Source organism: Legionella sp. D16C41 (assembly GCF_048541585.1).
Classification (GTDB): Bacteria; Pseudomonadota; Gammaproteobacteria; order Legionellales; family Legionellaceae; genus Legionella_C.
This window is the reverse complement of record NZ_CP183303.1, coordinates 1567750-1582210: the sequence shown is the minus strand read 5'-3', so window position 1 is coordinate 1582210 and position 14461 is coordinate 1567750. Positions and strand designations below refer to the sequence as shown.

Genomic DNA, 14461 nt, shown 5'->3' with positions numbered 1-14461 from the left:
TTTAAAGCTAGTTGAATCGCTAAGGTTTATAAAAACCAATAAATTCCTCAGGTGTATTTGTTGCATCATCCTCGGGTAAATATAGGATTACCTTATCTTTATTATTTTCAAATGTTGGCCTCCCAAATTGCAACTCTTCTGCCCTCTTAAATCCACAATGCTCATAAAATTGTTGAGCAGAATGATTAACTTTTCTAGTGTATAATTCCATACCAATTGCTTCGGGATAATAGTTAGTAATTTGCTCTAAAATTAATTTTCCTAAACCTTGTTGATGGCAACTTGGAGCAATAGTGACCCAGCGTAAATTAATTCTGCCGGATTTTTTATTTAATTCAGTTACAAAGAAAGCAATAGGTTGTTCTTGATATCGAACCACAAGATAATCTAATCGCTCCTTATGCAGTGCAATTTTCTCTCTCTCTTCTTTAAAATCCTGCTCAAATTGATACTTTAATGCTGTTAGCTTTATCAGCAATTCACGTGTCTTAGCAATATCATGATTCTTGCCCTGTAGATGAAGCTTTATATCAGTAAATGCTTGCTCTAATAGCTGTTGATTATAACTTAAATAGGCTTTTAATGGCTCAATTAAAGCTAATCTTATTGGCTCAAGGTTTTCTAAAGTTAACTCTTTAAAAGCCTTTTGCCATCTATTTTTTGCCTGCTGAATATATTGCTCACTTAAAGCTAAACTATTAAGCGAGCAGCCCTCATAGCTTTTTAAATAAGCTGCTACAAACAAACGTTGGATTGCTTGCCAATCAAATTTACTAGCAGCATTCCAATCAAATCTAAGGTCATGCCGATGTCGATTAAAAAACTTAGCAACCATTCTTAACTCCGAGTCATTAATAATTTATTATTTTGAAAGTATATAGATTGTAAACATTGATGTTTGTTATTAAATATTTTTTATTTTGCTATTTGACTAAACGTCACGATTATAATACCCACACAACTTAAAATTATTTTATAAGAGTTCAAAAATTGATTAGCATTAGCGCCTTTTAAAAAATTTCTTAAGGCGCTTTTAGCTAACATCTATACTAAAGTGGGCAATCACTAGTTGTAACGCCTACTTTATTAAACGCTGTTGTGACAGGTTTTAAATCTACATTTAAATCTTTAGCTGCATGTAATACACCACAAGCTGCACTACTAAAATTAGCTTTTGGCGTCCAGTAGGTGCTATTTGCAATTAACATAATATGATAAGCCTGCTTAACACCTATTTCTTGCGCTAAAAGATAAAATGCCTTGTTAAAAACACCACTTGCCGTATGGACAATATAACTTTGTCTGTAGAGGGAGTTAGGAATATTTTCTTTAGCGTACTTGACTAATTCTGCATAAGTAATTTTGCAGGTTTCACCATACCTTTCTGCAAGTTTCCTATTAACACAATCTGCAGAGTCACCATCTTCAGAAGGATTATTCATAAAACGTAGTGCTTTAAAGCCAAAGTCATCTTTTACAATTGTTTCCCCTATTCCCCAAGTTATTTGATTAGGTATAAGGTTTGATTTGTTAAAAAGCTTACGCTGTTTTTCTAAAAGATAAGCTCGAGCCGCTTGGCCTGCCATATCAGAAAATGATTCATTAAGCGCGCCTGATTGGCCATGATATTCAAGATTTGAATGTTGCTCAGTAAAGCCATGAGTAACCTCATGTCCCGCCACATCTAAAGCTACTAAAGGATAGAAACTATCGCCGTCGCCAAATGACATGGTTTCACCATCCCAAAAAGCATTATCATAACCTTGGCCAAAATGAACACGCATGACTAATTTCTTGGTTTTACCTTGTGGTGTTTGCAGTGCTGGAGTGTTGTACCAATTCTTATACATTTGAACAACAACATGACCGAAGTGATAGGCATCATTTATTGGTGAGTAACTACCATTAATGAACTCTTCCTTATTCTGCCCACAAGGATACTGATAAGCACTTAGTAAGGTATTTTCCCAATCCCAAGTAGAATCTAAATTAACTACTTTAACCGTTGCACTTTCCATGATGCACATATCATCCTTTTGCTGGACTCTAAGCATAGGCAATCCATCTTTGCCATACCAATACTCTTTAACCCTATCATTACCACCAGGGCCTACCTCATTGTAGGTTTTAATATTTTCCCATTGCTCTAGGATTTCACCACTATGCGCATCAATGATAAAAAAAGGCCAGGAAGGAAAACCTTTTTCATTTAATAACTTAAAAGAGACTTGATAGACTAATTTAAAATCATTTTTTTTGACTTCACGAATTTGTAACTCTACTTTTTCTACTTTTGTTTTTTGGTGCACAGTAGCATTAATATGAATAGCTTTAGCAATCTCTAGCGCTTTACTGGCAGTAATTGCGGGCTGAGTATCGATATTTAGCTCTTCAATTAAATTACCGTTTACTTGTGCTGAAGTAGTGAGTGATAAATTATTTGCTTTATCATAAACAACCATGACACGAGCGCCCGCAATAGGAATACCTTTATATAATTGTTGATAAGTTGAGATTAATTTATTGCCCTGCGCTGTTTGTTGAACTAATTGCAATTGATTACTAGACAGTGTTCCCGTAGCATTCTTTTGTTTAGCTATCTGAAACTTATTTAAAGTCGTGTAGGGAGCTTGATATAAGTTAATGGAGTTAACTGCAAATACCATAGTAGAAACGGCGCTGAGTGAAACAAAGGTGAGCTTTTTTATCATGATTTAATCCCTTAAAGTGAACTTAAGAACACTACTACTTCCTAAACTACTGTAAGTAGTAGAAAGAATATAACGTAGTATTATGTCTTTTACTAGCGCTAACTGTATAGAAGAATGTTGAATTGTTTTTTTTATATTAGTCATTGGATGGCATAAATTTGTTATAAGTGAATTTATTATATATTTATGCTGAATTTATAAACAACAAATTTCAAAGAAACTATAGTGTCACTTACTAGTTTTTAGGCAAAAAGACGCATGTAAAGAGAGAAATATACAGAAAGATCTTTAATATTTGTTTGAGCATTGCGCTCTTTTGGTATAAAGCTTATCAATAGAGTTATAAATAAAGAGATTTCAATCCGCCTAAAGTAAAGCGGATTGAATTTTAGGATAACATGCGAAATTATTTATTAAGCGGTAGTCATAAGTAACTTATTAACTCGGCTCACAAAATCAGCTGGGTTATCTAATTGACCACCTTCTGCTAGTACTGCCTGTTCAAATAGCATCATAACCCACTCAGCAAAACGCGCATCATCTTCAATACTATGTAATCGCTTAATGAGAGTATGTTGTGGATTAATTTCAAAGATTGGTTTAGAGCCAGGTACTTGTTGCCCTGCAGCTTGTAAGATACGCTGCATTTCTAATCCCATATCTTGCTCATCAGCAACTATACATGCAGGTGAATCAGTTAATCTATTTGTTAAAGTAACCTCTTTAACTTTATCACCTAACACCTCTTTCATTTGCTTTAGCATCGGTTCTAATGATTTTTCTTGCTCTTTTACATCCGGCTCATCAGCCTCGGTTTCTAAATCAATTTTTCCTTTACTAATAGATTGTAATTTTTTACCGTCAAATTCACTTAGATAACCCACCAACCATTCATCAATTCGATCGCTTAATAATAAAACTTCAATGCCTTTCTTTTTAAAGATTTCTAAATGAGGGCTATGTTTAGCAGCATTATAAGTAGAAGCTGTAATATAATAGATTTTATCTTGCTTTTCTTTCATGCGAGAAACATAGTCCATTAAAGTAACTGTTTGCTTTTCAGAATCTGTATGCGTTGAAGTAAAACGCAGTAATTTTGCAATTGCCTCACGGTTAGCAAAATCCTCCACAGGCCCTTCCTTCAATACCAGCCCAAATTCTTGCCAGAAATGCTGATATTTTTCTGGGTCTTGCGTGCTTAGCTTTTCAAGCATGGATAAAACACGCTTAGTGCAAGCAGCTTTAATTGATTCTACTTGCTTATTATCTTGCAAAATTTCGCGAGAAACATTTAAAGGTAAATCACTTGCATCAATAATACCTTTAATGAAGCGTAAATAACGTGGTAAAAATTGTGCAGCATCATCTAAAATAAACACACGTTTTACATATAATTTTAAACCATGCTTCACATCCTGCTGCCATAAATCAAAGGGGGCATGTGCAGGAACATACAATAAACTAATGTAATCTAATTTACCCTCTACGTGATTATGTGACCAAATTAATGGGTCTTGGTAATCATGAGAAATGTGCTTATACAATGCCTTATAATCTTCATCGCTAATCTCAGACTTAGGTAAAGTCCAAAGCGCTGTGGCTTTGTTTACTGTTTCATATTCAACTTGACTATCTTCTTTATTCTTCTCATCAGATTCAGGCTTTTCCTTTTTCATCACAATAGGCCAACAAATATGATCAGAATACTTACTAACAATACCTCGTAACCGCCAATCACTTAAAAATTCATCTTCCTCTTTTTTTAAATGAAGCGTCACCTCTGTGCCACGTGAAGCACGTTTTTCTTGCGCAATAGTAAACTCGCCTTCACCACTGGATTGCCAAACTATTCCTTCTTCTGGTGCTAAACCTGCACGGCGACTCTTAACAGTTACCTTATCAGCTACAATAAATGCTGAGTAGAAACCTACGCCAAACTGACCTATTAAGTGCGAATCTTTGCTAGCTTCACCCGTTAAATGACTTAAAAACTCTTTAGTACCTGATTTAGCAATTGTTCCTAGATTTTCAACTGCCTCATCCCAACTCATCCCAATACCATTATCAATAATCGTAATTGTTTTTAATTTTTCGTTGTAATCAATTGTAATCTTAAGATCAGAATCTTTTTCATATAATGATGAATTTGCAAGAGCAAGAAAGCGTAACTTATCCAATGCGTCTGAGGCATTAGATATTAATTCACGCAAAAAAATCTCTTTGTTGCTATATAGTGAGTGTACAACTAAGTGAAGCATTTGCTTTACTTCAGTTTGAAAACCCATCGTCTGTTTCTTACCCGACATTTAAAAATCTCCCCTAAAGCATTAAGATGCATTTAATAAAATTAAACTGTTTTTCAATATGAGGACAAACTATAAAATTTCAAGGTCTATGTGTTGGAGATGTGTATGGTACCATACCAACCCTTGCTCTTTGCATGTAGAAGGTTACCGGCTCACTAGTGCTCAATATGTCTCCATTAACCCCAATAATTTGTACCGCAATAGTATGTGCACCACGATTTACATTATTTAGTACGAAAGTATTATTAACTTGTGGCTTACCTAGTGCTTGACCATCAAAAATAAGTTGTAATAATTCACCCTTCTCTAATTTAGGCTCTGTATTAATAACTACTGACACATAACCTTGATTATTGCGAATTGTTGTCTCATGTTTAGGAGCTAAAATAGAAACTTTATAGCTTTCCTGATTAGCCACAGAATTGTCATCATCATTTGTAGTATGGGCTGTAGTATTGGTCGTTGGTATTTTAGTAGGTAGGGGACTAGATACTTGGGTAGGGGGCAATACTATTTTTTCCGCTCCTGGATGTGGCTCGTCGCTAAAATGCACAACACCTTGGCCATCTGTCCACTTATAAATTTCAGCAAATAATGGATTATTTATTATTAATAACGCAAAAATAATAATTTTTACCATGGTATTCCCTTAAAGAAGATTAATTAACATCCTTAACTATTACTTAAGAGGATAAAATGTTAAAAGACCAATTCTTTTGAAAAGAATTGATCTTTTATAATCGAGATTCTAATAACTCTTAGAGACTATAATAAAGTTCAAATTCAAACGGATGAACCAAACTTCTTACTTGGGCAATTTCAGCTTCTCTTAAAGAAATATAGCTTTCTATAAAGTCCTTAGTAAAAACATCTCCTTGCAATAAAAAGTCATGATCACGTCGCAAGTACTCTACAGCTTGATCAAGTGATGAGCAAACAGTAGGTACATCTGTTAGCTCTTCTGGTGGTAAATCATAAAGATCCTTATCCATAGGATCACCAGGATGAATCTTCTTTTGGATGCCATCTAAACCAGCCATCATCATTGCTGCAAAAGCCAAATATGGATTTGCCATTGGATCTGGGAAACGTACTTCAATACGTCGACCTTTAGGATTACTTACATGAGGTATCCTTATGGCAGCAGAACGATTACGTGCTGAGTAAGCTAATAATACTGGTGCTTCAAACCCAGGTACTAGACGCTTATAACTATTTGTAGCAGGATTGGTAAAAGCATTTAATGCGCGAGCATGTTTAATAATACCACCAATATAATAAAGCGCTGTTTCCGAAAGCCCAGCATACTTATCACCATTAAAAAGATTAATACCATCTTTCATTAAAGATTGATGACAGTGCATTCCATTACCATTATCACCAACTAATGGCTTAGGCATAAAGGTTGCTGTTTTACCATAATTATGGGCCACATTATGAACAACATATTTTAATAGCTGCATTTCATCAGCTTTATTTACTAAAGTACCAAATTTAGTTGCTATTTCACCTTGGTTAGCCGTAGCAACTTCATGATGATGCGCTTCTACTACAATATTTAAGCCTTCTAAGGTACGACAAATATCTGAACGAATATCTTGTGATGAGTCAACTGGGGGCACCGGAAAATAGCCTCCCTTTACAGCTGGACGATGACCAATATTCCCACCATCAAAGCTTTTTCCAGAATTCCATTGTGCTTCTGCTGAATCGATTTCATAAAAGGAATTATTTATAGTAGTTTTCCAACGTACATCATCAAAAATAAAGAATTCAGGCTCAGGTCCAAACAAAGCTGCGTCTGCAATGCCTGTTGATTGTAAATAAGCTTCAGCTCGTCTAGCCAGCGAACGTGGATCACGGTCATAACCCATCATTGTTTGCGGGTCAACTACATTACAACGAATAATTAATGTTGTATCCTGGTAAAAAGGATCAACTACAATTTTTTCGCAATCTGGAACTAGTGCTAAATCAGATTGATGGATTTTCTGCCATCCCTTAATTGACGAGCCATCAATCATTTTACCATTTTCAATAAAATCGTCATCCACAGCAGAGATAGGGAGCGTTATATGCTGCTCTTTACCTCGGGTATCCGTAAAACGCAAATCAACGAATTTAGCACCATGTTCTTTTATTGCTGCCTGAACTGCATTGTTACTCATTATCATCTCCAAGGTTAAACTATAGAACCTCTTTAAACTGGCTGTACTCTAGGTTAGGAACAGCTATACCTTCACTAAAGCATACAATTTAAGTATACAAGACAAAATGTGTGCCTATTAGGTATGAATAAAAGAGGCCTAATAATTATTTTACCTTAAGTGACTTCTGAAACCTAATAGATTAAACTGTTTAAATCGATATTATTGTAAAAAAACATGGCTGCTTATCATTATCAAGCCTTAACATCAGCCGGTAGCGCGAATAAAGGAGTAATAGAAGCCGATTCTGAGCGGCAAGCTAGGCAATTATTACGTGAGCAAGGTTTAATTCCAATTCAAATTCGCGCTATAACTAAGCAATCTGCCTCACCACGCAAGCGTGATAAAACTTCTGCGCAAGACTTATCTTTATTAACCAGACAACTAGCAACCCTTTTAGCCGCAGGAATACCTGTAGAAGAGGCTTTACGAGGTGTAAGCGAGCAAACTGAAAAAGAGCGCGTTAGAGGTTTACTGATAGGTATTAGAGCAAAAGTCCTGGAAGGTTATTCTCTTGCACAAGCAATGGGCGAATTTCCTAACTCTTTTCCTGAGCTATATCGAGCAACAGTAAGCGCAGGCGAACAAACTGGCCGACTAGATTTAGTTTTGGAAAAACTGGCAGATTATACGGAAAATCAACAAACCACTCGCCAAAAAATTCAGCATGCGCTGATTTATCCTTCCTTAATGATTATTGTCTCTATTACTATTATTAGTTTTTTACTCGCCTTCGTAGTGCCCAAAATTATTGAGGTTTTTACAAGTAGTGGTCAGTCTCTACCACAAATGACAAAAGTACTTATTATTGTAAGTGATCTAATTAAGGCCTATGGCCTATATGCTTTGGTTGTGATTGTTTTATCCTTTGTGGGTTTTCGCAGAAGCTTAAGAAATTTAACTATAAAAACGCTTTGGCATAAACTGTTGTTACGATTACCTATTGCTTCTTACTTAGTTAAATCAACAAATGTTGCACGTTATATCCATACTTTTGGTATACTATTTGCCGCTGGCGTTAATGTATTAGAAACTATGCGTGTTTCAGCAAGTGTCGTTAATAACGTTGTAATGCGCAGTGCTTTTGATATTGCTGCTACAAGAGTGCGTGAAGGGACTGGAATTAGTGTGGCTTTAAAAGAGACTCATTTTATAAGTCCAATGGCTATTCATTTAATTGCCAGTGGCGAGAAAAGTGGGCAATTAGCAGACATGATGGAGCGAGCAGCGTTACATCTTGACAATGAGGTTAAGCGCTTAATCGATACAGCCCTTACCCTCTTAGAACCAATGGTTATTATGTTTATGGGCGCTGTTGTGCTTTTTATTGTATTAGCAACATTATTACCTATTTTTTCAATGGAGCAATTAGTCACGTAAATCAAATAAATTAATGTCCATTTATTTTATACCGTGTTATTCAAAAAGCTTTAGGCGCAACGCACAAGTGAATAAAGAAAAGAAATGTGTATAGCTAAGAGCATATAACACCATATAAAGCTTGATAAATAATGCTATACCATTTTTATTAATTTAGTCTTAGGAGAAAGTATGCGATTACAAAAAGGCTTCTCGTTAATTGAAATTATGGTGGTTGTTGTAATATTAGGTATTTTAGCATCTATCGTTGTACCTAAAATTATTAGTCGCCCAGATGAGGCACGTGCTGTTAAAGCAAAACAAGATGTATTAGCTATCCAAAATGCGCTAGATCTTTATAAATTAGATAACGGTTTTTATCCAACAACAGATCAAGGGCTAATAGCACTGGTTGAAAAACCTACGAGTAATCCAACGCCAAGAGATTGGAAGCAATATTTAAAATCGGTACCTAGAGATCCATGGGGACGTGATTACTTATACTTAAATCCAGGTGAACATGGCGAGGTTGATGTCTTTACCCTTGGAGCGAATGGTCAGCCTGGCGGGACAGGCAAAGATGCTGAAATCGGTAATTGGGATGCGAAATAAAGAAGGCTTTACGCTCATTGAATTGCTCGTAGTTATCCTAATAATTGGCATTATTGCTAGTGCGGCCTTGTTTTCTTTCGGTGACTTTGGAACAGGCCGTAGGGTTAAATTGAATGCTGAACAGTTTAGGGCATACATTAAACTTGTTCAGCAGCGAGCTATATTGGAAATGACTACACTTGGTATCAATATCAATAATGAAGGCTATGAAACTTTTCGCTACAGTGATAATAATTGGCAATCTATGCCTAAAAATAGCCTTATTTTTCATCGCTTTTTTCCAAAGGATGTAGTAATTAGTTTACAAAATAATTTAAAAGATAGAACTGGCCCGAGTATTATTGTCACCCCAGCTGGAAATATGACTGAATTTAGGCTTATCTTTGGAACACCTACCGAACCTAATATCGTTACACTGACCGGTAAATATAATGGTGTTTTAACATTAGATAATTCGAAAAATAAATGACAAATGACTCTCAAACATCATCCCATCAACAAGGTTTTACTTTAATAGAAGTACTACTGGCTTTAGCTATTATCGCTATTGCGCTTACGGCCTTGCTTAAAGTAACTGCACAAAACGTTAGTAACACCGCTAGAATAAAAGACAAAACTATTAGCCATTGGATTGCTTTACAAGGTATAACGATGGTACAACTTAAATTGCTAAATCCAGATTTAGATAAAGAAATTACGCAAGTAACTACTATGTTAGGTCAGCGCTGGTATTGGCGAGTGAAAATAACTAAAACGCCTTTTAAGGATGTGCAAGAGGTCAATATTAAAGTAAGTAAAAATCAAGCAGGCCCTTTTTCTGAAGCTTTAATCGGTTATCGGTATTTTCATGAACAAGAATAAAACCGTGCCAGTAAAATTTAACAAGAAGCTACAAAGTGGCTTTACTCTTTTAGAAATTTTAATTGCTATTGCGATATTTGCTATACTAGCAACCTTAACGTCTTCTGCCCTCTATTATGCCTTTAATACGCGCGCCAGAGTCACGGCCCAATCTGATCGCCTAACTGATTTTCAACTAACAATTAGTCTACTACAACGAGATACTATACAAATGATAAACCGGCCAATTCGCGGCAACGAAATGCATCTTTTTCCTGCATTCATCGGCCAAGCTAATTATGTAGAGTTTACTCGGGGAGGACTAGGTAACCCAAATAGTACTGAAAAACGTAGTACTTTAATGCGAGTAAGCTTACTTTGTAAAGATAATCAATTAATTAGAAGAACCTGGTCGAGTTTAGATCCAGCTAATAAAGATCAACACGAGGATAAAATCTTATTAAAAGAATTAAGTAAATGCCAGTTTGCTTATTTAAATAAGAACCTACAAATCTTACCCGATTGGCATGAAAGCACAGGCGAACTGGAGCAAGTTGAACCATTACCAAAAGCAATTCAATTAACCTTATCAGTTAGAGAATGGGGTAAATTAAGTCTTCTTCTACCTATTCCTAAGGCACTGTATGCAGCGACTTAAAGGTAGTGCTTTAATTTCGGCTTTGTTTATTATGACTTTGGTAGCTATTGCAGCAACTGCTATGAGCCTTCGCTTACAACTTGATATTTATAAAACGCAATTAACCATAAATAGTGATAGACTCTATCTTGCTTCTCAAGTGATTTCCTTTTGGTCTATGGGTGAGCTTAACAATACTAAAAATCAATTTGCTATCGCCGATAAATATGGCAAGGTATTAGATTTTCCTAAAAAATATGCCACTATTTATCCTGGCATTACAATCAATGGTTCACTGTATGATTTACAAGCTCGTTTTAATTTAAATAATCTAAGCGATCGTAACTATTATCCAATTTTTTTAAATTTTTTAAGTAATACACTAACAAAAATACCCCCCGAAGAAAGAGAACGGTTAGCAGTAGCTATCTTCCAGTGGCTAGCGCCCTATACTCCTGGCCGGGGAAATGATGAATTTATTACCTATTATCTAAAACAGAAACCACCTTATTATCCTAGTAAACTACTATTCCAAAGTGTTTCGGAGCTGCGTTTAGTGCGTGGTGTCACAGCAATTATTTATCAACAATTAAGTAACTTTATTGCAGCATTACCTACGGTAACTCCTATTAATATTAATACTGCATCGCAAAAACTTTTGCTGTCACTAGGAAACAAATTTGGTGAAGAGCAACTTAACGAAATCCTTAACGCACGAGGTAAAACTGGCATTACAACTGGAAAAAAACTTAGTAAACTTTTAACTAAATTAAACTTACGACAAGAACTAGTCACTATAGAAAGTGAATACTTTTTAAGTATTGCTAATGTAAAAAGCAATGACTTAACTTTAATTAATTTTTCTATATTAAAACGTAGTAAAAATAAGGAAGGAAAATTAGTTATAAGCTTAATTGCTGAGAGTCTAAATACTTTATAGATAGATATAGCCTCGTGAAAATATGGATTTATTTTTATAAAATTGACTAATTAATATATAGTTAATATTTAAATGTTAAAATATGGAAAATTAAAAATATTAAATTAATATTATTATGCAGTTTGAAATTAATTTAAATGCAAAGGGAATTACTGGTGTAGATCCAAAGGATTTAGCAAATTTTTTTGAAGAACAGACAAAGGCTGGTGTCAATGTATGGATTAAAGGTGAAAAATACTGCCATAAGGGCCATACGTTTACTTTTAAAAATGATATTTATCAGCGCACGGGAAAACATGGCATACGTTATGAGGTAATTAGTAATAAAGCCGAGATAGGTCAAGGCGCTTCTGGGACTATAAAATTAATTAAATGCACAGTTTCTTTTAAGGAAAATGATATTTCTTATAAGAAAGAAAGTAAAAAAGATAAAAGTAGACGCATCGTTAAAATACAAAAATTTAAGCCTTTTGAAGCTAATAACGAATATAAACAGGCAAAAAAAGCACCTCATCTTGCCATGAAGCAACCTGTTACAGCACATGACTTAAGTAAGACTTACACTACAATGAAACAACTTCCAGGTAAAGAATTACAACAAGTATTAAAGGAAGACCTGGAAAATATTCGTATTTTAACTATCGCTGAGCGATTTAAGTTATGTAGAGCTTTGCTTTTAGCATTAAAAAAGCAAGTCACTGATCAACAAATTATTCACCGCGATATTAAGCCAAGGAACATTTTAGTTGATTTAGGGCCACCTATAATTGTTAATATTGTTGATTATGGTCTAAGTATTAGTAAATTAGATGGCAAAATAGTAGGCACTGAACCTTTTATTGCTCCAGAGATAATTAAAAATCCTGATACTACCAGTGTTAAAAGTGATATCTATTCAATGGGCCAAATTTTTGCGCTAATTTGGCGATTAAAAAAACCTAGTCAACCGGAAAAAAGGGTTGATAATCAGCGTAATTACGTTTCTGGACAAGCATTTGAACTTGCTGATTTATTTTTTAATATTGAGGAAGAGTTAGATAAAAGTAAGAAAAAGAATATTTATGAGTTTTTAACAAGTTTATTAGAAAATAATCCAGAAAAACGAATAGATATCGATACAGCGATAGCTAATTTTTCTAATATAGACAAAGAACTAGATGTATCGCCACCAGAGATGAAAGATAATTTAGAAGAAACGCAGTTTATAGGGAAAGAATTAAATACACTTAGTTTCTTTAATAAAAATAATTTTTCTCAAGAAGAAGATTACAGGCAACAATTTCTTAGAGAATATAAAAAGTTATTTTCTCGCGAATTACCTGTCCTTCGTAAGGCTAATATTACCGATAAAGAAAGCTTAGCAGCGATTTTAAAGCATGCAATAGAAACAAAAAAAAGTAAAAGTAGAAAAGTTTGTGTCAAGCTAGGTTGGTTAAATAAATATGGCGAATTAGCAACTAATGCACCAGATATTATTAAAAGTAATTATCCATTATTAGAAGACAAACCATATGCATTAGCTTTAACAAACTAGTTCTTATGAAATAATTACTAAATTTTCTAATAATAAGCTTAAATGGGTTTCTTTAAATTACCCATTTTTTAAAGTCTGCAGTCTGCATAGGAAATAATAAGTGAAAATCTATAAATTTTTATATTAGAAGTAAAATCTATTCATCGTCTGTCTTAGCCTTCTCAGTAACCGGACCTTTCTTTTTTAACTCTTGAAAAAGCTGTTCACCACGCTCTTTTTCTTGTGGTGTTAATTTTTTCTCTATCCGAGAAAGTTCATCGGCGGCATGGTCATTTTTATTATCAACAGCAAGCTTAAACCATGCATAAGCTTGAGCATTATCTTGTGTAACACCTAAACCTGCTAAATATAAATAGCCTAATTTACCCTGGGCAATAGGATCCCCTTGAGCTGCTGCTTTGCCAAACCAATAGGCTGCTTGTTGGTAGTCTTTTTCAACTCCTGTTCCACTTAAATAGAGCTGCCCTAATTCTGTTTGGGCTTCTGACTGACCTTGCTCTGCTGCTGCATGATACCAATATACTGCTTTTTTGGGATCAGCTGGCGTACCTAGACCATTTAAATATTGGTAAGCAAGATAAGTCTCTGCATTGCGATGCCCTTGATTAGCTGCTTTTAAAAACCACGAGGTAGCAGCTTCTTGATCAGGAGCAATCCCATATTTACCTGTATATAATAGTCCTAGGCTATATTCCCCTTTTGCATCACCTTGTTCTGCTGCTTGTGTATACCAATATAGAGCTTTTTCAACATTTTTTTCCACGCCAACGCCTGTCATATACTGATAGGCAACATTTACTTGTGCTTTAGCATAGCCCTTTTCAGCAGCCTTATTAAACCAGACAAATGATTGTTGATCACTGGCTGGAACGCCATCACCTGTAGCATACATAAGTCCGACATTGCGTTGTGCAATGGCATTACCCTGCTCGGCTGATTTCATATACCAATTAAATGCTTCTTTAAAATCTTGTTTTACTCCTTTGCCGTTATCATACATGTAACCTAAGCTAAGCTGGGCAAGTGCATTATTTTTTTCAGCGCCCTTACGATACCATTCAACGGCCTTTGTATCATCTTGATTAACACCAAAGCCATATTGATACATTCGGCCTATAAGATACATAGCATCATCATTACCTTGCTTTGCTGCTTGCATTAAATGAGGATAAGCCGTGGTATAATCTTCATTTTCATAAGCAGTAAAACCGATAATTTCATCAGCTATTGCCACGTTAGTAAACAAACACGCAGCAATAATAAATGAACGCATGTATGCTCCTTAGAAACACCTTTTGTCTTACTTAAAGCGTAG

13 protein-coding genes are annotated in these 14461 nt (G+C 34.9%); 7 read left to right on the top strand and 6 right to left on the bottom strand.

The features are described 5' to 3' along the window. Window positions 1–19: 19 nt before the first annotated feature. The 5 genes from ACNVED_RS06915 to glnA all read right to left on the bottom strand — a co-directional run bounded on the left by ACNVED_RS06915 (window position 20) and on the right by glnA (window position 7185). Complete coding sequence (locus ACNVED_RS06915; protein ID WP_419421020.1) at window positions 20–835, bottom strand: GNAT family N-acetyltransferase; 816 nt, start codon at window positions 833–835, stop codon at window positions 20–22. A gap of 214 nt (window positions 836–1049) precedes the next feature. Then, window positions 1050–2711: a M4 family metallopeptidase gene (locus ACNVED_RS06910; RefSeq protein WP_419421019.1), complete on the bottom strand. Its 1662-nt coding sequence runs from the start codon at window positions 2709–2711 to the stop codon at window positions 1050–1052. 413 nt (window positions 2712–3124) lie between these two features. Next, a complete protein-coding gene (htpG, locus tag ACNVED_RS06905) occupies window positions 3125–5017 on the bottom strand; it encodes a molecular chaperone HtpG (RefSeq protein ID WP_419421018.1) in 1893 nt (630 codons plus the stop codon). Between the two features lie 79 nt (window positions 5018–5096). After that, window positions 5097–5657: a DUF4124 domain-containing protein gene (locus ACNVED_RS06900; RefSeq protein WP_419421017.1), complete on the bottom strand. Its 561-nt coding sequence runs from the start codon at window positions 5655–5657 to the stop codon at window positions 5097–5099. A gap of 118 nt (window positions 5658–5775) precedes the next feature. Next, window positions 5776–7185 carry a type I glutamate--ammonia ligase gene (gene glnA, locus ACNVED_RS06895; protein WP_419421016.1) on the bottom strand — a complete coding sequence of 470 codons (1410 nt, stop codon included), beginning with the start codon at window positions 7183–7185 and terminating at the stop codon, window positions 5776–5778. A 216-nt stretch (window positions 7186–7401) separates the two neighbouring features. Here glnA and lspF point away from each other — a divergent pair, with 216 nt between their 5' ends. From lspF to ACNVED_RS06860, 7 genes are all read left to right on the top strand, one after another. After that, window positions 7402–8604 (top strand): GspF family T2SS innner membrane protein variant LspF, encoded by a 1203-nt coding sequence (gene lspF, locus ACNVED_RS06890; protein ID WP_419421015.1) that lies wholly within the window; start codon window positions 7402–7404, stop codon window positions 8602–8604. 171 nt (window positions 8605–8775) lie between these two features. Further along, complete coding sequence (gene lspG / locus ACNVED_RS06885; RefSeq protein WP_419421014.1) at window positions 8776–9195, top strand: GspG family T2SS major pseudopilin variant LspG; 420 nt, start codon at window positions 8776–8778, stop codon at window positions 9193–9195. Next, on the top strand, window positions 9164–9664 hold the full coding sequence (gene gspH, locus ACNVED_RS06880) for a type II secretion system minor pseudopilin GspH (protein ID WP_419421013.1): 501 nt from the start codon (window positions 9164–9166) through the stop codon (window positions 9662–9664). The genes lspG and gspH overlap by 32 nt, the downstream gene beginning before the upstream one ends. Further along, a complete protein-coding gene (gene gspI / locus ACNVED_RS06875) occupies window positions 9661–10056 on the top strand; it encodes a type II secretion system minor pseudopilin GspI (RefSeq protein ID WP_419421012.1) in 396 nt (131 codons plus the stop codon). Before gspH ends, gspI begins: the two co-directional genes overlap by 4 nt. Then, a complete protein-coding gene (gene lspJ, locus ACNVED_RS06870) occupies window positions 10043–10693 on the top strand; it encodes a GspJ family T2SS minor pseudopilin variant LspJ (RefSeq protein WP_419421011.1) in 651 nt (216 codons plus the stop codon). The genes gspI and lspJ overlap by 14 nt, the downstream gene beginning before the upstream one ends. Continuing rightward, complete coding sequence (gene gspK / locus ACNVED_RS06865; RefSeq protein WP_419421010.1) at window positions 10680–11612, top strand: type II secretion system minor pseudopilin GspK; 933 nt, start codon at window positions 10680–10682, stop codon at window positions 11610–11612. The genes lspJ and gspK overlap by 14 nt, the downstream gene beginning before the upstream one ends. A gap of 115 nt (window positions 11613–11727) precedes the next feature. Then, on the top strand, window positions 11728–13146 hold the full coding sequence (locus ACNVED_RS06860; RefSeq protein ID WP_419421009.1) for a protein kinase domain-containing protein: 1419 nt from the start codon (window positions 11728–11730) through the stop codon (window positions 13144–13146). A gap of 136 nt (window positions 13147–13282) precedes the next feature. Here the strand turns inward: ACNVED_RS06860 and ACNVED_RS06855 are convergent, their stop codons facing one another. Beyond that, entirely contained in the window at window positions 13283–14419 is a 1137-nt protein-coding gene (locus tag ACNVED_RS06855) for a tetratricopeptide repeat protein (protein ID WP_419421008.1), read from the bottom strand. Between the last annotated feature and the right edge of the window lie 42 nt (window positions 14420–14461).